This window comes from Pantoea sp. 1B4, assembly GCF_016925765.1.
In the GTDB taxonomy this organism is placed as follows: Bacteria; Pseudomonadota; Gammaproteobacteria; order Enterobacterales; family Enterobacteriaceae; genus Pantoea; species Pantoea agglomerans.
Genome location: NZ_JAEUWZ010000001.1, coordinates 1,967,814 through 1,986,640 on the forward strand (window position 1 = coordinate 1,967,814; position 18,827 = coordinate 1,986,640).

The window sequence follows — 18,827 nt, forward strand, 5'->3', positions numbered from 1 at the left end:
TCTTAATCGCGCTCAAAAATGAAGATCATGAAATCCCGCCAATGGGCACCGAGGTCCGTGATGCTGATAATACCGTGATAGGTATTGTGGGCCAGGGTGGTCAATTATATGCACGTGTACCGCATGACTCTGGAACCTTAAAGGTAAACTGGGAATATAAGGGCAATAAAACATGTTTTGTTAATTATCAAATAACCGGTCGCGTGAATGAGAATATTGTTCGCCTGGATGCTGTCTGCCATAAGGGTTAATCGTGTGAGAATCGAAAAATATTTCCTGTATATCTTATTATTGCTGTTCAATGTGCCCGCCTGGGCTAATTGCAGTGTTGTTACCGCCACATCCTCGTTGTCTCAAAGCGCGATTGCAGCAGGCTATACCGCCGCCTACTGGACCGGCGCTTGCGACACCTGCTCAGGGAATGTGGGCCTGCCATCTGTGATCAGCATCAATAGCGGAAAGACCTTCCAGCCCTCTGGCACACTGCTGGCCAGCTCGGTAGGCAGCTTTCTGTCATCGGCCAGCAATGTTTCCTACTCAGCTAACCAGATTCTTTACCGCTGCGCCGTGGCAGATGCAGACAGTTTGTATGAGATGTATGCCACCAATGGCGACAGCCCCTATGCCGGTCAATATATTACCTCTGAAGTGGACGGCGCCTATTATGATGTCGCTGCAAATGTTGCCGTCAGGCTAACTAACCTGACAACCGGCGAATATTACAGTCGCTACTGGAAAGCCCGACAGCTGACAGCCAGTGACTGGTATTCTGATGGCACCTATATTTATATTCCGGCCAGTGCTTTCAGCAATGTGCTGTATGAAATGTTTAAAATAGACTCTACGCGCTATTACGCCAGCAACAGCAATCGCTATGTGGACAACTGGACACAACCTCGCGGATATATTGCTTTTAAAGGACCCGGGTTGGATACCAATAATCTGAAAGTGGGCCAGGATAGTCTCTCTTACTGGTATGGTTTTTACCGTAACTGGCCCGCTGCCTGGAGCACCTTCTCAAATGTCACCTATGTGCGTGGCGCGCTATGCGAAGTCCAGGATTATCCTTCGGTGGTGCTGCTGCCTACCGTAAGCGTGAATACCCTTGCCGCGGGCGGGAAAAGTCAGGCTCCTTTTACTATCACTATCCAGTGCGAGTCCGGTGCCATCTCCGGCACCAGTACATCGACGATCACGTCAGCAAATGTCGCTATGGGCTTTCTCGTTAACCAGTCAAATGCGGTAACGCAGGCAAGAAATCTGGGGCTGACTACAGCTGGCGGCGGGTTAACCTGGCTGCTGGATACCCACTATGGTAGCAGCGCTGCCGCCTCCGGCGTCGGTATAAAAATTTATGACAGTCATAATATGGCGCTCAATTTACTGCCTGACAGAACAGTGACGGGCACGGGCAACAGCCGTGGCTGGTATGCCTATAAAGATTTAACGTCGCAAATCTCCTCAGGAGGCGCTGATATTTACAGTGGTGATTTCACCGCCTCTCTTGAAGCGCTCAGCGGGCAAACTATTACAGCAGGAACAGTCAATGCGCAGTTACAGGTTGTGGTCAGTTTTCAGTAACGTCGTTGTGTTATCTGGCGTCCTGCTCTCATTCAGCGTCTGGGCGGTGGTCAATGTGGATAAAACCCGGATCGTTTTCAATCAATCGGATCTGAGCCAGTCTGTTAACGTCGTCAACAGCGGCGGAAACGAAACGTATTTGCAAATCTGGACAGATGACGGTGACCTGACTCTCTCACCCGACGCCAGCATCACGCCCGTCATAGTCATACCGCCGGTGGTAAAAATGTATCCGGGAGAAATGCGATCGTTGCGTCTGGTACTCACTTCACGTCAGGCGCTGCCCGCGGACAAAGAGAGCCTCTACTGGTTAAATATTTATCAGATCCCTGCGCTGAAAAAAGAGCTTAACGCGGCTGAACGTAAAGTGGTGTTACCGCTGCGAATCCGGCTAAAAATCTTTATACGGCCTGAGGGACTAAACGCCCCGCTGACCACCGATCCGGAAAAGCTCCGTTTCGCGGTAAAGGGAAATAAAATCGCCATAACCAACCCTACTCCCTGGTTCATGAGCATGAATGTCTATTCTGAAGGTCAGCCATCAATAAAAAATCTCACTCTTGCCCCACAATCTGATGCTTACATTGACAGTCACACTCCGCCTAAACCCGGTGAGTCAGTGAGTTATGCGGTGATCAATGACCAGGGGATTCCGGTTAACTACACGACAACCTTGAAGTAACCGGACGGGAGTGCCCTCTGCCGACAGGCAGAGGGCACATAAATCTGACCTTTTGCGGCAGTCCAGGGCGTCGCTACATGAATTCTGCGCATCTGATGGGGCTGGCAGTACGCAGAATTTACCTACGCATGGCGTTTTGAGAGGTTCAAGAGGCAGTTCCGCAAGACAATCCATTTTAGCCGCGCTAGAGTTGCTGGCTTCCACTGTTTCAACGACGAGAAAAAATGAAACGCTTATTTGTCTATGGCACGCTCTGTCCGGGACGCGAGAATGCCCATATCCTGGAAAATATTGGCGGAGAATGGCTGGCCGGTTCGGTGAACGGTACCTTCTATCAGCGCGGCTGGGGCGCAGCGGCTGATTTTCCGGGCATCGTTCTGGATGAGCATGGGCCCGACGTGCCGGGTTATCTGTTTCTCTCCGACCAGCTGGACGCCCACTGGCCGATGCTGGATGCGTTTGAAGATGGCTACGATCGCGTTGAGGTTCGCGTTTCTGCCGAGGATAATCGGCAATACAGTGCGTGGATTTATCAGCTTCAGACGCAGGAAAGCCGCTGAGCTATTACCGCTGAACTTTTCCTGCAGTGAGATGCGCGCGCTCTGCTCTTATTGTCTGCTGACTCCATCTTCCTGTCAGACAATATATGCGGGCACGCTGCCTGATTTTTAATTTAATTAAGATCTAATGTATGATGTAACTAAAATGAGGTCGTCCGCTCTGGTCCCGGCAAGCGCTCTCTTAGCCAGCCAGCCCTGTTATACCGGGTTAATCTGGCCAGCGCTGATGTGGAAACAGTGATACCCGAATATTAAACAGATGGATTAAGGGCGCAACAGCCACACTCTCCTCTCGGGCGATCGGCTCCAGTCTTAGCAGCAACAGATCCAGCTCATCCAGCAGATCCTGATGTGGCGCTAACTGCAGCGACTTCATCTTGCGCTTCAGGTATAGCGCCAGTTCGTGAAACATCTGACCACTATCAATCTGATGACTCTCCAGCACCTCACGATAACGTGCGTAGAAGTCATAACAGTTGGCGCCCAGCCAGGTTTCAGTAATCAGATACCCCCCCACCACGATATCCGGCACCGGATCGAGCCTTTTACGCGGCAGAATGATATTCACCCGGTCGAGCATCCGCGCAATAAATTGCTGCCGTGACAGTAGCGTGGCGGAATTGCGCTCCACCATTTTAATAAACCCTAACAGATCGCGCAGCCCTCGTTGCACCGCTCTTCTGGCTATCCATGACGGCCGTTTGTTGCGGATCAACGCCGTCAGCACTACCGCAAACATAATCCCCACCATCGAGGAGATGGCCGCATTCAGCGTGACGATCAGATTCGGGACATAGTGATGGCTTAAGCCGATAAAACCGGGGATCTGGATGGCGACACTCAGCCCTACCAGATTGGTCGCCGGATTGGCAATCACCAGGCTCAGCAGCATCAGACCGGGCAGCAGTATGATCATCAGCGCCTGTAAGGTATTGGCCTGCGGGATCAGAAAAGCGATGTAGAACAGGCTGACCACCAGCGCAATCATCACCCCTTTCACGAACAGCTTCATCGGCGTTACCGGGGAATCGACACCAGCAAAAAATGAACTGATGATCGCCGCCATTAGAGGTGCATTCGCCCCATCGGCCCAGCCGCTGCCGATCCAGAACAGGCTGGAGAGGAAGGTCGCCAGAAATGCCGTCAGCGCGGACAGCCGTAACAGTCCCTTGTCGATATGCCGGTGTTCCCGGATATTGCGGATCGCCGCCCCATCCCCGTGGCTGTAGAGATCCCCTGCGCGCGCACTGACATTCTCATAAGCATCGGCAATGCGCACAAAGTTAGCCAGCCGCTCAAGCAGACCAATCAGCAGCAGGCTCTCTTCGGTTGCCAGCAGCCCGGCCCGCCATTCGTGCTCCAGGGTTGCCTGACTGGCAGCAATCGCTTCACGCAGTCCGGCAATATCGTTAATCCGATCGTGATGCAGCCACAACAGAAACTGCTGAAACACGTCGGTGACGCACGGCGGAAAACGAATATTGAGTTCGGCCAGCACACCCAGCCGTGATTCAATCGCCGTCAGTGTCGGCAGCAGATAAGTCAGATGCTGATACTGTACGCTGACCAGACGGATGACATTACGCGCCGCTTCGCCCTCATAGACGCAGTGGGTCAGCAGCGTTTCAACATTCAACGGATATCCCGCCATCTGAATCAGGATATCTTCGCGCTCCAGCGATTTGTTCTTTGCCATTCCGCTGATCAGTTCATCACAGAGTTTGCGCGCGTTCTGAAACCAGAGATTAACGCTCTGCCCCAGCAGATGATGCATCGAAACCGGAAACACCAGCCGGTGAACCAGCGTGCTGCAAAGGATGCCCAGCGTAATCTCCTCAATACGTGAAACTACGGTGTTGATGATTGCCAACGGTGACTCAACGTCTGGAAATCCCATAATCGCTGCGCTGTAGCCAGCCAGCATAAAGATATAGCTCTTCGGCGTGCGGTCATGCAGAGAGAGCCAGAGGCAAACCGTTACCCACAGCGATACGCACAGGCTGAACAACACTGGCGACTGCACCGTTTCGGGGTAGATCAGCAGAATAAAGATGCCGCCCAGCAGCGTGCCCAGCAGGCGAAACAGCGATTTCGAGACGGTCGATGCTGCATAGAGTTGCGAGGTGACAAATACCGTGGTGAGCGCCCAGGCGGGTTTTTCGAAGTTAAGAACGAGCGCCACAGAGAGTGCGATAAACGCGGCAAAGGAGGTTTTGCAGGCAAACAAAACCGCGTTTTTGGTAAACCATTTCATCGAATGAGAGCAACCAGGAACTTTCTGAGGCGCGTATCCTGACAGATGCGCCTGCGTTTTACTCTCAGTTAAATTTTACAAATTATTACCAGCCGCATCAGGCCGGTTAAGCCCCTGCTGGCGCACCAGCGCACGGCGCTTATCCAGTAAAAAAAGGGCGCAGATAGCCTACCGTGTTCGAGAGCAAAATCACCTCTTCGGCAAGCTCAATCTTCAGCACGTCTGTCAGGTACGCTTTGCGCTGAGTCATTCGCTGCCAGAGATCGGGAAAACGACGCGCCAGCTCATCACGCAATGCCGCGTCCGCCAGTGCGACCGTATCCTCGATACTGCAGCCGCCATAACCCGGCACCGACGGGATAATATCGATCTGCAGCAGCATACCGCTTTTCAGGGTCACGGCTGAATCGGGATAGATGGGCGAGCTTAGCCACTCCTCGTCAGCCACCAGATGCCCCGGATTAAGATGCCAGCCATACTGCGCTTTCGGCAGCACCGTTTCGATAAGCGAATAGAGTTCGCCGCCGGTGATCCCGATCCGCAACTGCTCCAGCCAGCTGACCACCGCATGATAATAGGGGATCGCCAGCCGGGTCAGCCAGTCGGAGACGTTACACTGTAACTCAGAGGCTTCACTGACCACGTAAGCCGAGCGGCTGGTCAGCCCGCCTTTGTAGCCGGTGGTAAGAGAAAGCTTATCACCACGCGCAATCCGTTTATCAGACGGATAGAGCCGGGCCTGGGCGAAACGATCGCCGGTCGCGGCAATCGTCACCACCGTGTTTGGCTGCCCTTCTGCGTTCAGACGTGCGCCTAACGCCTTCTCTGTGACGCCCGGCGCTATGCTATCCAGCGCAGCCAGCATCGCGGTTGAAGCAAGATTAGCCCCCGCCTCATAAAACGCCACTTCATCGGCGCCGTTAACGCAGCGTGCACCGTTGTCAGGCGAGATAAACAATCCGGTGGCGTTTACCAGTTGCGCATCGCCGCCCGCTGCCTGCGCCGCCGAGGCATAGATGAACTGCGGCAGATCAAACATCCCTTGCTCCCTGCCGGTAAATAACTTCCAGCCCACCAGCCCGGTGCGTTCGCCTGCTACAATCCCTGCCTCTGCTAACAGCTGATCCAGGGGCTGCTCCCCCGCGCATAGGCTGGTTGGGCAGAGAAAAGACCGCCGCATGCAGACAGCGTCCCGGATTGCGGGCAAACGGCACCAGCTTGAGGTTCTCATTACCCATGATATAGGTGAGCTCGCCCTGCTGAGTCACCACCAGCAGCGCCTCCTCGAAGCGCGGAATGAATCCCGCCAGATATTCAAAATTGCTGCCGTGCTCTTTGTCGGCATAGATAATCAGTTGCACAATCTGCTGCTGTTCCATCCGCTCAATAATGGCGGCCAGACGGCGATGCAGTGTTTCATCAGACATCACAGGGCTGGCAGCACCGGGAAATGCCGGCGGTGACGGGATTGTTTCCAGGGCATAGCGATTGGCATCCATAACGCACTCCAGTGGCCAGATTGACGCGGTTTGATTTCCGTTACCAGGGTAAACCTGAGGTTTAACCTGTAGGGTGCCACAATCACACAACTTACTCGTTGCGTGTTATCAAAAGAGGGACATCCCCCCTGTAACAGAAACAAAGAAGCCCGCGCTAAGCGGGCTCTCTGTGTTATTTGATGGGCACGCCTGCATTCTCCAGCGCTTCAGCCTTTTCGGGATACAACTCCGACGTTCCGGCATTCATAATCACCGCTCCACAGCGGATGCAGTGATCGCCCTTCACATCTGGCACAACGTCCTCCGGATTACCCGTATTAAGACTGACGTCGCGCGTGGCGTACACAAACGCCTCTCCTTCACATCCCGGACACTTCATACCATGACTCTCCTGTTAAGCCTGTCAGATAAGCATAGCCGACAGGCTTTTAGCCATACACAGGAGGAGAGGTTTTTCAGGATATTGCCAGCTCATAAGCGCCATCACTCTTTGTGCCGCAGCCGCTCCAGCATAATGAGTGAATGACTGAAGATGGCGTCGGCGATGTGCTGCGGGAAATCGGGCGGCAAGGCATCGCGCACCGAGACCACTGCCTGGGGAAAGGCCTTAATAAAGAAGTCGAAGATCTGCTGCAAACTGTCACGATCAAAACTGACGCTTTTTGCCGTGGCGATAAAATGGCGCGGGAAGATTTTGTCGATCTCTGTCTTCTTCCCCTTAGTGGCACGCAGACCCATCGCCAGTTTCAGCGCTCGCTTGTTCAGACCGGTGCCGCCCAGTACCGGATAAGCGGAGATCACATCATAAAAGGGAGTCAGTCGATAACTGCCGCCGCGCTCAATAAACAGTGAGAAGTTCTTGGCGTGACCGTCGGTTGCGCCAATCAGCCACTGAAACACCTGGAACATCATAAAGCGATAGCGATCTTCGATGGCGTTGCTCGATCCCATCAGTATCTGCATGATTTCCGCAATACCCGGCCCGCCATCCGAATCATATTTGGTTGAAGATGGCAGTCCCAGCGCCTGACAGAAATCCTCCTGCGGCAGGCGAATCAACCGGGTTTTATCGCGTGACCAGCGGCGGTCGAAACGTTCTACCGCCAGGGCGCGCATCTGTCCGGCACGAATAATCGTTGCCTGCGGCACGTCGATACCGAGTGCACGGGCCAGCGCCAGACAGAGATACTCATTCTCCACACTTTCTCGCATATCCAGCGTCGCGGCCGGCTGTTTAATCTCTCCGATCGGCAGCTTAATGATGTGCGAGGTGGGCGTGGCACCGGCAGGAATGCTCCAGCCTTCATCGGTCAGCAGCAGTGCGGTTTTCTCCTGCGCTCCCGCGACCGAGATACGGAAATCGGTCTCTTCACGCAGCATCCCCAGCGGGATATCTGACTGATAGGCCGACAGCACGCTTTCGAGCCGGGTTTCATCCAGCACTTCATAGCGGGCCTGCAGTGCGGGCAGTGGCATATCGGGCGGCAGCAGCATAGTCGCCCCGACGCTGTCACGTCCCACTTCCTGCAACAGATCAAACGGCTGACGGGATTTAATCTGGTAACGTGCCACAATTCTGTCGCGAATCAACGGGCTATCCGGCAGCAGGTTATCGAAGAAGTTAATCACGGCGTGTGAGGTGAGAGCCTTAACCTGCAACGGCATCGAAAGTGACAGCGGCCTGGAGAGCGGATTACTCAGCCAGCCGGTATCATACTGAAACTCATGAGCGCCGTTTCGCTGCCGGGTGAGTACGCCTACCCGCTCGCCGTTCATCCACGCAATCAGCCTTTCCATTACCACTCATCCTCATCATGCAGCTGAGGCGCACTGGCCTCCTCTTTCTCCTGAACTTCCAGACTCAGCTCCAGCGACTGTAACAGCTTAAACAGCGTTGCCAGCGAGGTACTGTCAGGGGCATTTTCAAAGTGAGAGATGGTGGCCTGTTTCAGGCCGACCTTTTTCGCCAGTTCACTCTGGGTCCAGCCATTGCGCTGACGAATGAGCTTTAGCCGGTTTGCCAGCTGTAGCGGGCTGTATATCATGGGGTGACTCCTTCTGGATCACAGGCTGTAAGCATAGCGCAGCCGTGTTATCCCCGATAGGGTATAAAATGTCATTTATCCGCTAAAGGGGATAATAATTACTTTATACCCCATAGCGGATAATCGCACAATTATCCTTTGCAGGGGATAAACAGGAACCACGATTAAAAGAGGACGAGGATGAGCACATTTACCCTTACCCATCAGGTCAACGACGACGATCGGGAAGAGTTGCTGGCAGGACTGGGGGGCTTACAACCGGCAATTTATCAGCCGCGATAACTGGGGACCGCTGTCGGTTTCTCACAGGGACGAACAGGGAACGTTGCGCGGGGGGAGTGATCGCCGCACGCAAAGGAAACTGGCTCTGTATCGATTATCTCTGGGTGGACGAAACGCTCCGTGGCAGTGGTCTGGGCAGCGCACTGCTGGAAGCCGCAGAGCAGGAGGCGGTAAAGATGGGATGTCTCTATGCGCTGGTGGATACCTTTAGTTTTCAGGCCCTGCCGTTTTATCAGAAACAGGGTTATCAGCCGCAGATGTCCCTGCCCGATTTTCCGCAAACCGGTATGCAGCGTCATTATCTGACCAAAACGCTACGGCCAAAAGCATCACGCTGACCACAGTACAGTCAGCGTGACAGGGTCACATAATTATAAACCGGCAATGCGCCGCAGATCTGCTTCGGCACCCGGAGCCACAGCCAGGACCTGCGCGCCTTTAGTAATGCGATCGCCTTCGGTGTTAAACGGGTGGTACCAGCCGCCCGCCTCTTTCACCAGGCAGTAACCCGCCAGGCAATCCCAGGCGTGCATATAGGGTTCGTAATAACCCACGACCCGACCGGCGGCAACCCAGGCCAGCATCAGTGCGCCGGAACCAATGCGGATAAAGTTACCGCCTGCCGACAGCAGCGCTGCCACAATCTCGCCTACCTGCTGCGGGCTGACATAACTGTTGGCACCAAAACCGGTAACGTGGTTTTGCAGCGTGCGTGTGGGATCGACCTGCAGACGATGACCGTTGAGCGTCGCGCCCTGCCCCAGTGCCGCCACGTAGCACTCCTGATAGGTCGGCGCGAAAATCACCCCGATGACCGGCACATCGCCGCGCAGTACCGCGACGGAAACACACCAGCTCGGCATCCCATTGAGAAACGGGCTGGTGCCATCGATCGGATCAACCACCCAGGTGTAGTCAGACTCTCCCGCCTGCAGTCCCGACTCCTCACCCAGAAAGCCATCATCGGGAAACGCATCCCGTATACGGCTGGCGATCAGCTGCTCCACTTCACGGTCGGCAATCGACACCACATCCTGCAAATCGTACTTGGTCTCCACCACCAGCGTCTCGCGACGGTTGAAGTAAGATAACGCCGTCGCGCCACCTTCACGGGCAACGGCTTCCGCTAAAGCCAGACGCGCCATTATTTCATCATGCGATTCCATGCGAACTCCTTGAGTTAGTCAGATTAACGGGCAATCAGGGCAAGGCCCTGCGGCTTGAAGTTGACGCCGACCATGGCGGCGAGCGGCAGACGCTGTTCCATCTGCGGATCGATAATGAACAGTGCGCCCAGTTCGGTGGCAACTTCATATTCGATATGGTCGCCCAGCCAGGTGCTGTGAATGACCTCCCCCTGCAGCGCCCCCTGACCGTCGCCGGACAACGTAATAAACTGTGGTCGCACCGCCAGCTGAGCACTGCCGGTTTTTGCTCCGGCACCTCGCACCCGGAAGCGCTGATTACCCAGGCGGACCAGCGCGTCATCCGCATCCGCCTCTTCCACTTCACAGGGCAGAATATTCGCCTCCCCCATAAAGTCCGCGATAAAGACCGAATTGGGCGAATGGTAAAGCGTCTCCGGCGCACCCTGCTGGGCAATATCCCCCCTCTTTCATGACAACAATCTTATCGGAGACCGCCAGCGCCTCCTCCTGGTCATGGGTCACATAAACCGCCGTAAACCCAAGCCGCTGCTGCAGATCGCGGATGTCGGTGCGCACCCGACGGCGCAGACGCTCATCAAGGTTCGATAGCGGCTCATCAAGCAGCAGCACCTGCGGTTCCAGCACCAGCGCGCGGGCGACCGCAATACGCTGCTGCTGTCCGCCAGAAAGCTCCGACGGCAGCCGCTGCCCCTGACTCTCCAGACCCACCAGCTTCAGCCCCTCGCGCGCCCTGTCCTGCGCCTCGCGTTTGTTCATGCCCGAGGAAAGCAGCCCGTAGAGAATATTGTCGATGGCGTTCATATGGGGAAACAGCGCGTAGGACTGAAACACCATCGCCACGTCGCGCTCGTTGGCGGGCAGATGGGTGACATCTTTGCCGCCAATCAGAATCCGCCCTGCGGTGGGATGCTCCAGCCCGGCCAGCAGTCGCAGCGTGGTGGTCTTGCCGCAGCCGGATGGCCCGAGCAGCGTCACCAGCGTACCCGGATCTACGGTGAGCGACAGATCCGGCACGGCAGTAAAACCGGCAAAACGCTTTGCGACATGTTCAAACACCACCGATCCGGCGTTAATGGTCGTCATACGGCTCTCTCCTGAGTCAGAGTGGATGCAGAGGGTGCGGCAATAATCACCGCCGGTTGGGTTGCACGACGCAGGCGACGTTCGCCCACCAGCAACTGGAAGAGGCCAATGATCAGCAGCATCACCACGATCAATACCGAGGAGTAGGCAATCGCCACGCCATACTCACCGTTCTCCACCAGCCCGACAATGTACGAGGTCGCCATGTTGTACTGGGCGCTGACCAGGAAAATCACCGCGCTGATAGAGGTAATGGCCCGCACAAAGGCGTACACCAGCGCGGCGCTGATGGCCGGTTTCAGCAGCGGCAGCACCACTTTGCGCAGGGTACGGAAACTGTTTGCGCCCAGCGTCAGTGAAGCTTCATCCAGGCTTTTATCCAGCTGGCTCATCGCCGCAATACCGCCACGCACGCCGACCGGCATATTACGGAAGACAAAGCAGGCGATCAGGATCATCGCGGTACCGATGATCTCCAGCGGCGGCAGGTTATACGCCATCACATAGCTCACACCAATCACCGTGCCGGGAATGGCAAAGCTCAGCATCAGCATGAACTCAAAGGTCTGACGACCGGCAAACTTCTGTCGCACAATCAGCCAGGCGGTCAGCAGTCCGACAATGGCCGTGAGGGGCGCGGCGATCAGGGCGATCTCCAGCGTGGTCCAGAAAGAGCTCCAGGCAACGCCGCTCCAGACCAGTTGCCCCTGATTAACGCTGACGTTAAAGGCGCGAATGTAGTGATCCAGCGTCAGGTCGTTATTCAGCCCCCAGGACTGCACAAAGCCGCCAATCATGATCATGCCGTAGATCACCAGGGTGAACAGACCCCAGGGTATCACCATGCCATAGACGCTGTAGCGCACCGGACGCGGCAGCATCACATGACGGCCGCCATCGCCTTTGCCGGTGACAGTGGCGAAGCTTTTGCCGGAGAGCCAGACGCGCTGCACCAGAAAAGCGGCCAGGGTGAAGCCCAGCAGGATCATCGCCAGCACCGCCGCGCGACTCGGGTCGTTCTGTGCGCCGACCACGGAGAAGAAGATCTCCGTCGACAGCACGCCGTGACTGCCGCCCAGCACCATCGGGTTACCGAAATCGGCCATGCTTTCGATAAAGCTGATTAAGAAGGCGTTGGCCAGCCCCGGCGCCATCAGCGGCAGCGAGATGCGGGAGAAAGTGCGCCAGCGGCTGGCACGCAGGGTCTGTGACGCCTCTTCCAGTGACGGACTGACGCCCTCGACCACCCCAATCAGCACCAGAAAGGCGATGGGGGTAAAGGAGAGTACCTGGGCAATCCAGATGCCGGTCATGCCATAGAGCCAGCGGCCCGGCTCGATGCCGAACAGCGTCGCCAGCGATTCGGTGACCACGCCGGAGCGGCCAAACAGCAGGATCAGCGCCAGACCGATGACAAACGGCGGCGTGATAATTGGCAGAATGGTCAGCATCCGCAGCGCTTTTTTAAACGGCAGCGAGGTGCGCGTCGCCGCCAGTGCAAACGCCAGTCCCAGCAGCGTAGCGCCACTGGCCGTCATCAGCGCCAGTCCCAGCGTGCGCCAGGCGGTGCCGCAGGTGCCACCGGTAAAACAGCCGAGGCTCCAGATGGCGGGATCCTGCATATTGGCAATCAGTCCGTCAGGTTTAAAACTGCCATCAATATCCTGCACCGAGGCGACAAACAGGCTCAGCACCGGATAGAGCACAAAGGTCGTGACCAGCGCCACCAGCAGCACAATCGACGCCACCACAAAGGCATCGCCTCTCAGCACGCCGCGCTCCGCCAGGGCAAAGGCGAAAATCAGCAAAAATATGGTCAGCAGCAGCAGCGCGCCCGCACCCATCGCCGGTTGCCCCTGCGCCAGCGGGCCGGTGAGGTTCTCCAGCCATAACCAGTTCCAGCCACTGAAACCGATGGCATGCCCTTCCAGCACCAGAAACAGAATGCCGCAGGTGCTGAACAGCAGCAGCAGCGTGCTGCGGGTGCGGCCCGGGGGCAGAAAGGCGCTGCCAGCACAGAGCAGCCACAGCGCCACGGCGATGCCCAGCCAGCTGTGTAACGCGAGCTGCCCCAGCGCAGGCGCATTGTTCTCATCACCCCATAAGCTGAACAGCCAGTCACCCGAGAAGAAGCCCTGCTCCAGGCTATACCAGGGCAGCAGCGTCAGCGCGATGGCGCCCGCCAGCAGCGCGCCGGTTAAGCGACGATTGTGCGCATTCATAAATCACCTCGATCAGGAAGCGGACATCAGGCTTACGCCACCGCGGTCTGGCACAGACCCGGCTCAGGTGGCCGGGGCGTACCACCGTTATTGTGCGCTGGCACCAATCTCTTTATCCCAGCGGCCCAGCAGCGCTTTGCGTTTTGCTGAGTCGCCATAGGTTTTAAAGTCATAATCGATCAGCCTGATGTTCTCGAAGCGCGGTGCATATTCAGAGATCTCCGCCTTGCGGTTAGAGGGCAGCTGGAACGATTTCGCCTCTTTCATATGCGACTGTGCTTCAGCGCTAAGCGCCCAGTCATACCAGGCTTTGGCATTGGCCAGGTTTCGTGCCCCTTTGATGATCGACATCGAACCAATCTCATAGCCAGTGCCTTCACAGGGCGCGACGGGCTTAATCGGGAAGCCATCCACTTCCATCGCGACGGCATCATGCATAAAGACAATGCCGATGGTGGTTTCACCGCGCGCGGCGGCTTTGACCGGAGCAGAGCCGGACTTGGTATATTGCGAGATGTTGGCGTTGAGCTTCTTCAGGTAGTCAAAGGCTTTGTCTTCGCCCATGATCTGCACCAGCGTCGCCAGGGTGTTATAGGCCGTGCCGGAAGAGTTGGGATTGGCGATCTGAATCTCGCCTTTAAAGCCAGGGTCGAGTAAATCCGCCCAGCAGGCAGGCACTTTCTGCTTTTTCTCCGCCAGCAGTCTGGTGTTATAGCCCCAGCCCAGCGCACCGGCATAAACGCCCACGGTGCGATAACCGGAGATCTCCGCCACTTTTTGTGACCAGGGCTGTTGCTGATCGAGCAGTGGCGATTTATAGGCCTGGGTCAGCCCCTCTTCGGCGGCCTGCATATGCGGATCGCCGGTACCGGCCCACCAGATATCGGTACGGGGATTGCGTGCCTCGCTGCGGATACGGGCATAGGCTTCACCGGCAGAGAGCCGCACCATGCTGAGTTTAATATCGGGATGGGACTGGCTGAACAGCGTGGTCATCTGTTCGCACACCACCACATCGGCTGAGCAGATCATATTAAGATTGCCCGCCGCCGAGGCAGCAAACGGCACTATAGGGCAGACGATTACAGCAGCGAGCAGAGAGGAATAACGCATGGTGTTCTCCTGGGCTGGATGACGCAGGCGCGCCAGCTTTTGCACATGTGTGCAAACATATGTGCAGATTAGTACGGCGGCCCTGCTGCAGTGTCAATTTAGTTGTTAAGCAATTGTCAGTCGCTGTCACAAATTTGAAACCTTTCGCCCATCTGTATTTTTTGCACAGCCTTGCAACTTCAGGCAAACTCAGTGCAGACAATGTCAGGCGAGGAGAGAACATGCAGCAGCTAAAGGCGGTGGTGAGTGCGCAGGATGTGGCTGACCGGGCGGGCGTCTCCCGCTCAGCAGTCTCCCGCACCTTTACACCGGGGGGCCAGCGTGTCAGATGCTACCCGTCAGCGGGTGATGAAAGCGGCGGAGGAACTGGGCTATCACGTCAATCATCTGGCGCGCGGCCTGGTGCGCAACCGCAGCGGCATCGTCTGCTTAATTGCCTCCGAGGTTGACACGCCCTACCGTGCCAGCCTGGTGCGCTGGATGACCCAGTATCTGCAGGAAGCGGGAAAAGTGGCGATGCTGATTAACACTGACCGATCCGATGCGCGCGTTTCCGCCGCGCTGCAGCAGGCGATTAATTTTCGCGCCGACGCATCGATTATTCTCTCCGGCATGCCGGACAGCGGTATCACCCGGCTCTGCTACAAACATGGTCAGCATCTGGTGCTGATTAACCGCGACGAATCCCTGCCCGGCACGCTCAGTATCAACCTCGACTCCCGCCCCGCCGCAGAAATGGCGGTTAACGCGTTTGTGCGGGCGGGATGCAGCCGCATCGCCTTTGTCAATTCGCTGGCGGGAACGCCGAGTCTGCTGAAGCGCGAAGCGGATTTTCTGGCCGCCGCGCAGAAAGTGGGCGTCACGGTCCAGGTGGAGCGGTTCGGCACCACCTCTTACGAAAGCGGCCAGATTCTGGCCCAGCGTCTGCTGACGCGTAAAGTTCGCCCTGATGCGGTGTACTGTGCCACCGACCTGCTCGCCTGCGGCTTTATGGATGAGGCGCGTCACCGCTTTGCGCTGCGTATTCCGGACGATCTCTGCATCATCGGACACGATAATATCGCGCAGTCGGGCTGGGCCTCTTACAACCTCACGACTTTTGCACAGCCGGTGGAGCAATTCGCCCGCGACGCCATTGCCTGGCTGATAGAGACGGAAGCGCAACCGGAGACACTGATGCCAAAAAATGAACAGCAGCAGGAGCGGAGAATATATCCGGTAGATGTGGTCTGGCGCGGTTCGGTACGCGGCGGTTAACCGCCCTTTTTTTATTTTCTTCCGCTATGTAATTACGTCCTGAAATAATCCACAACCGATCTTACGCTTCGCTTTAAATATCCCGCCCCTGCACTGAAAAATAATCGGACGCTACTGCACAGTGTTCCGATTTTCTGTCTACGCTTTATCTGCATTATTAAGTTCTTCTGGTTTTAACTGCTCAATGAATCAGCAGTCAGATGTGACAAATATCACATTTGTGCCAGGCTTAATGTCTCAGATAACTCTGTTCAAGGAGCATACAATGGCTACACCAACTAACAAGACGCTCGATCTGGATCAATTTCCTAAACCTCCTTTTGAGGATCAGCCACAACAGGCGCCAGGCCTGGCCAGCAAAATGATCCCGGTTCCCGACCACGGTGAAACCAGCTATCGCGGCACGGGCCGACTGACCGGCCGCAAGGCGCTGATCACCGGCGGTGACTCCGGTATTGGCCGCGCGGTGGCTATCGCTTATGCCCGTGAAGGCGCAGATGTGGTGATTAACTACCTGCCGGAAGAACAGCCCGACGCCGATGAAGTGATTAAATTAATCGAAGCGGAAGGCCGTAAAGTTTTTGCTATTCCGGGCGACATTCGTTCTGAAGAATTCTGTCAGCAGCTGGTCAAAGAGGCAGCCGATAAATTAGGTGGCCTGGATATTCTGGTTAATAACGCCGGTCGTCAGCAATTTAATGAGTCCATCCGGACCCTGAGTACGGAAGATTTTGACGCGACGTTTAAAACCAACGTTTATGCGATGTTCTGGATCACCAAAGCGGCGCTGGAATATCTGCCACGCGGTGCGTCCATTATTAATACCTCGTCCGTACAGGCGTTTAAACCCAGCGATATTCTGCTCGACTATGCGCAGACCAAAGCGGCCATCGTCGCCTTTACCAAATCCCTGGCGAAGCAGCTGGGCGGCGACGGTATCCGGGTTAATGCCGTTGCACCAGGGCCGTACTGGACCGTGCTGCAATCCAGCGGCGGACAGCCGATGGAGAAAGTGAAGCAGTTTGGCGCCGACTCACCGATGGGCCGTCCGGGCCAGCCGGTTGAGATCGCCCCACTCTACGTTACCCTGGCTTCAACCGAGAGCAGTTACTCCTCCGGGCAGGTCTGGTGTTCTGATGGCGGCACCGGTACGCTGTAATCTCACTCAGGTGGCCGCATAATGCGGCCATTTTTTTGTCCCGCTTTTGCCCCGCTTAAGAAACCTCGCCACCGTGATATAAGGAAGCAGATTATGGAAAACCCTATCTTTCATTCGCCGGTCAGAAAAGAGGGCTTTGCGGGCCTGGGTGACTATGCCGCCATTGGTGAAGGCCGTTCAGTCGCGCTGATTGCGCCGGACGGTTCAATTGACTGGTGGTGTGCGCCCAATCTCGACGCAAAGCCCCTGTTTGATCGCCTGCTTGATGCCGGACTCGGTGGCTACTTCCAGATTGTCCCGCGTGCGCCTTATCAGGTCTCACGCCGCTACCGCGATAACAGCAATGTGCTGGAGACCCGCTTCGAAACCCGTGACGGTACCGTGCTGCTGACCGAATCGATTAACAGCACGCTGGCGGGCCGTCTGCCCTGGTGCGAACTGGCTCGCCGCATAGAGGGTGTCAGCGGTGAAGTGGAATTAGCAATCACCCTGCGCTTCGGCACCGCCGCCGAAACCCGTTCACCGTGGGTGGCCGATAATGAGAAAGGCAAGGTGTTTCACATCGCGGAGATCATGGCGATGTTGCGCACCAGTGAAGATATTCAGATCACAGAGCTGGATGACGAGCAGGTCTGCGCTACGCTGCGTACCTATGCCGGTTCCCGCTCGCTCTGCGCGCTGCTGGTGACCGAGAAAGAGCCGCTGGCGGTGCCGCCGCTGGAGGCTATCGATCAGCGGATTGAAACCAGCCACACCGGCTGGACCAGCTGGGTGGAGAGCCTGAGTTATGAGGGCCGCTACCCGACGCTGGTGAAGCGCTCAGCCCTGTCGCTGAAGTTTCTCTGGTACTCTCCGACCGGCGCACTGGCTGCTGCTGCCACCACCTCCCTGCCGGAGGGGATCGGCGGCGAAAAAAATTATGATTACCGCTACGCCTGGGTGCGCGATGCCTGCCTGATTATTAAAGCCTTCGTCTATCTCGGGGCGCTGGAAGATTGTAAGGCGGCCTTTTCCTGGCTGTCGCAGACTATCATGCGCCATGGCGTCAGGCTGCGCGCCTGCTATGCCCTGAATGGTGATGAAGTCCCCGCCGAGCGTTATCCGCCGCTGAGCGGCTATCAGAACTCTCAGCCGGTGCGGGTCGGCAATAATGCCCGCGACCAGCTGCAGCTCAGTATGTATGGCGACATGCTGGTGACAGCCCAGCATTTTATCGAGGCGGGACACGTGCTGGATATCACCACCTCGCGCATGCTGGGCGAGCTGGCGAACTGCTGCGCCGATCACTGGCGGCAGAAGGATTGCGGCATCTGGGAGCTGCCGGAGTTGCAACACTACACCCACTCCAAAATGGCCTGCTGGATGGCGCTGGATCGGGCGGTGGCGCTGGCAGAAAGCCAGCATATCGAACCGACCTGGCTGGGACGCTGGCAGCGGGAACGTGACCGTATCCGCGACTGGATTGAGTCTCACTGCTGGTCAGAGCAACAGCAGGCTTATCTCTTTTACGCCGGCAGTGACGATCGCCTCGACGCGTCGCTGGCGCTGGTTCACAGCTACGGCAACGCGGTCAATCCGCAGCGGATGCTCTCGACCTACCGTGCTATCCGGCAAAAACTGGGTGACGGCAGCGCCATGCTCTATCGCTACAGCGGGGTAAGAGAAGAAGAGAGTACCTTTCTCGCCTGCGCCTTCTGGCTGGTGGAAGCCTGGGCAGAGATGGGTGAGGCGGATGAGGCAGAACAGGCGATGCAGGAGATCCTGGCTACACTGAACGGCCACGGTAATGTCGATATCTTCAATGAGATGTATGACGTCCGCAGCCAGAGCTGGCGCGGCAATATGCCACAGGGGCTGAGTCATCTGGCGCTGATCTGCGCGGCGCAGGCGCTATCGGAATCGCAGGCGCCTGCGTGATGTG

13 protein-coding genes and 4 pseudogenes are annotated in these 18,827 nt (G+C 56.5%); 8 read left to right on the forward strand and 9 right to left on the reverse strand.

The genetic code is table 11. From position 1 onward, the window contains the following. Positions 1-41: 41 nt before the first annotated feature. The 4 genes from JNO11_RS09670 (at position 42) to JNO11_RS09685 (ending at position 2,823) form a co-directional block, all read left to right on the forward strand. Positions 42-251, forward strand: a complete 210-nt coding sequence (locus tag JNO11_RS09670) for a FimD/PapC C-terminal domain-containing protein (protein ID WP_325177666.1) — start codon at positions 42-44, stop codon at positions 249-251. A gap of 4 nt (positions 252-255) precedes the next feature. Next, positions 256-1,581, forward strand: coding sequence for a fimbrial usher protein StbD (gene stbD, locus JNO11_RS09675; protein ID WP_033771784.1), 1,326 nt, complete (start codon positions 256-258; stop codon positions 1,579-1,581). Continuing rightward, positions 1,547-2,263 carry a fimbrial assembly chaperone gene (locus JNO11_RS09680; protein ID WP_010244896.1) on the forward strand — a complete coding sequence of 239 codons (717 nt, stop codon included), beginning with the start codon at positions 1,547-1,549 and terminating at the stop codon, positions 2,261-2,263. The genes stbD and JNO11_RS09680 overlap by 35 nt, the downstream gene beginning before the upstream one ends. A gap of 224 nt (positions 2,264-2,487) precedes the next feature. After that, positions 2,488-2,823 (forward strand): gamma-glutamylcyclotransferase, encoded by a 336-nt coding sequence (locus tag JNO11_RS09685; protein WP_325177245.1) that lies wholly within the window; start codon positions 2,488-2,490, stop codon positions 2,821-2,823. 208 nt (positions 2,824-3,031) lie between these two features. Here the strand turns inward: JNO11_RS09685 and JNO11_RS09690 are convergent, their stop codons facing one another. From JNO11_RS09690 to hipB, 5 genes and pseudogenes are all read right to left on the reverse strand, one after another. Continuing rightward, positions 3,032-5,077, reverse strand: coding sequence for an FUSC family protein (locus JNO11_RS09690; protein WP_052271942.1), 2,046 nt, complete (start codon positions 5,075-5,077; stop codon positions 3,032-3,034). Positions 5,078-5,152: 75 nt separating this feature from the next. Next, positions 5,153-6,576: pseudogene (locus JNO11_RS09695) on the reverse strand (M24 family metallopeptidase). A 172-nt stretch (positions 6,577-6,748) separates the two neighbouring features. Continuing rightward, the gene (locus tag JNO11_RS09700) at positions 6,749-6,955 is read right to left on the reverse strand and encodes a type II toxin-antitoxin system MqsA family antitoxin (protein WP_010244885.1); all 207 of its coding nucleotides are present in this window, start codon (positions 6,953-6,955) and stop codon (positions 6,749-6,751) included. Between the two features lie 104 nt (positions 6,956-7,059). After that, positions 7,060-8,373, reverse strand: a complete 1,314-nt coding sequence (locus JNO11_RS09705) for a type II toxin-antitoxin system HipA family toxin (protein ID WP_325177246.1) — start codon at positions 8,371-8,373, stop codon at positions 7,060-7,062. After that, the gene (gene hipB / locus JNO11_RS09710; protein WP_022625644.1) at positions 8,373-8,621 is read right to left on the reverse strand and encodes a type II toxin-antitoxin system antitoxin HipB; all 249 of its coding nucleotides are present in this window, start codon (positions 8,619-8,621) and stop codon (positions 8,373-8,375) included. Before hipB ends, JNO11_RS09705 begins: the two co-directional genes overlap by 1 nt. Before the next feature lie 180 nt (positions 8,622-8,801). Here hipB and JNO11_RS09715 point away from each other — a divergent pair. Continuing rightward, a pseudogene (locus tag JNO11_RS09715) lies at positions 8,802-9,241 on the forward strand (GNAT family N-acetyltransferase). A 33-nt stretch (positions 9,242-9,274) separates the two neighbouring features. On the opposite strand, the gene JNO11_RS09720 reads toward JNO11_RS09715, so the two are convergent. The 4 genes and pseudogenes from JNO11_RS09720 to JNO11_RS09735 all read right to left on the reverse strand — a co-directional run bounded on the left by JNO11_RS09720 (position 9,275) and on the right by JNO11_RS09735 (position 14,490). Then, entirely contained in the window at positions 9,275-10,069 is a 795-nt protein-coding gene (locus tag JNO11_RS09720; RefSeq protein WP_033757665.1) for an inositol monophosphatase family protein, read from the reverse strand. A gap of 23 nt (positions 10,070-10,092) precedes the next feature. Next, positions 10,093-11,155, reverse strand: a pseudogene (locus tag JNO11_RS09725) (ABC transporter ATP-binding protein). After that, positions 11,152-13,377, reverse strand: coding sequence for an iron ABC transporter permease (locus JNO11_RS09730; protein ID WP_325177247.1), 2,226 nt, complete (start codon positions 13,375-13,377; stop codon positions 11,152-11,154). Before JNO11_RS09730 ends, JNO11_RS09725 begins: the two are co-directional and overlap by 4 nt. A gap of 87 nt (positions 13,378-13,464) precedes the next feature. Continuing rightward, positions 13,465-14,490, reverse strand: a complete 1,026-nt coding sequence (locus JNO11_RS09735) for an ABC transporter substrate-binding protein (RefSeq protein ID WP_033757674.1) — start codon at positions 14,488-14,490, stop codon at positions 13,465-13,467. A gap of 221 nt (positions 14,491-14,711) precedes the next feature. Between JNO11_RS09735 and JNO11_RS09740 the strand changes: the two are divergent. The 3 genes and pseudogenes from JNO11_RS09740 (at position 14,712) to JNO11_RS09750 (ending at position 18,823) form a co-directional block, all read left to right on the forward strand. Beyond that, positions 14,712-15,747: pseudogene (locus JNO11_RS09740) on the forward strand (LacI family DNA-binding transcriptional regulator). A gap of 265 nt (positions 15,748-16,012) precedes the next feature. Then, positions 16,013-16,906 carry an SDR family oxidoreductase gene (locus JNO11_RS09745; protein ID WP_010670164.1) on the forward strand — a complete coding sequence of 298 codons (894 nt, stop codon included), beginning with the start codon at positions 16,013-16,015 and terminating at the stop codon, positions 16,904-16,906. Positions 16,907-16,999: 93 nt separating this feature from the next. Continuing rightward, entirely contained in the window at positions 17,000-18,823 is a 1,824-nt protein-coding gene (locus JNO11_RS09750) for a glycoside hydrolase family 15 protein (RefSeq protein WP_033767271.1), read from the forward strand. Positions 18,824-18,827: the final 4 nt, after the last annotated feature.

Bases quoted from the DNA above. Each gene is read 5' to 3' on its own strand.
- JNO11_RS09690 (WP_052271942.1), bottom strand. From the start codon at position 5,077: ATGAAATGGTTTACCAAAAACGCGGTTTTGTTTGCCTGCAAAACCTCC.
- JNO11_RS09685 (WP_325177245.1), top strand. From the start codon at position 2,488: ATGAAACGCTTATTTGTCTATGGCACGCTCTGTCCGGGACGCGAGAAT.
- JNO11_RS09720 (WP_033757665.1), bottom strand. From the start codon at position 10,069: ATGGAATCGCATGATGAAATAATGGCGCGTCTGGCTTTAGCGGAAGCC.
- hipB (WP_022625644.1), bottom strand. From the start codon at position 8,621: ATGATATACAGCCCGCTACAGCTGGCAAACCGGCTAAAGCTCATTCGT.
- JNO11_RS09680 (WP_010244896.1), top strand. From the start codon at position 1,547: ATGCGCAGTTACAGGTTGTGGTCAGTTTTCAGTAACGTCGTTGTGTTA.
- JNO11_RS09670 (WP_325177666.1), top strand. From the start codon at position 42: ATGGGCACCGAGGTCCGTGATGCTGATAATACCGTGATAGGTATTGTG.
- JNO11_RS09735 (WP_033757674.1), bottom strand. From the start codon at position 14,490: ATGCGTTATTCCTCTCTGCTCGCTGCTGTAATCGTCTGCCCTATAGTG.
- JNO11_RS09705 (WP_325177246.1), bottom strand. From the start codon at position 8,373: ATGGAAAGGCTGATTGCGTGGATGAACGGCGAGCGGGTAGGCGTACTC.
- JNO11_RS09750 (WP_033767271.1), top strand. From the start codon at position 17,000: ATGGAAAACCCTATCTTTCATTCGCCGGTCAGAAAAGAGGGCTTTGCG.
- JNO11_RS09730 (WP_325177247.1), bottom strand. From the start codon at position 13,377: ATGAATGCGCACAATCGTCGCTTAACCGGCGCGCTGCTGGCGGGCGCC.
- JNO11_RS09700 (WP_010244885.1), bottom strand. From the start codon at position 6,955: ATGAAGTGTCCGGGATGTGAAGGAGAGGCGTTTGTGTACGCCACGCGC.
- JNO11_RS09745 (WP_010670164.1), top strand. From the start codon at position 16,013: ATGGCTACACCAACTAACAAGACGCTCGATCTGGATCAATTTCCTAAA.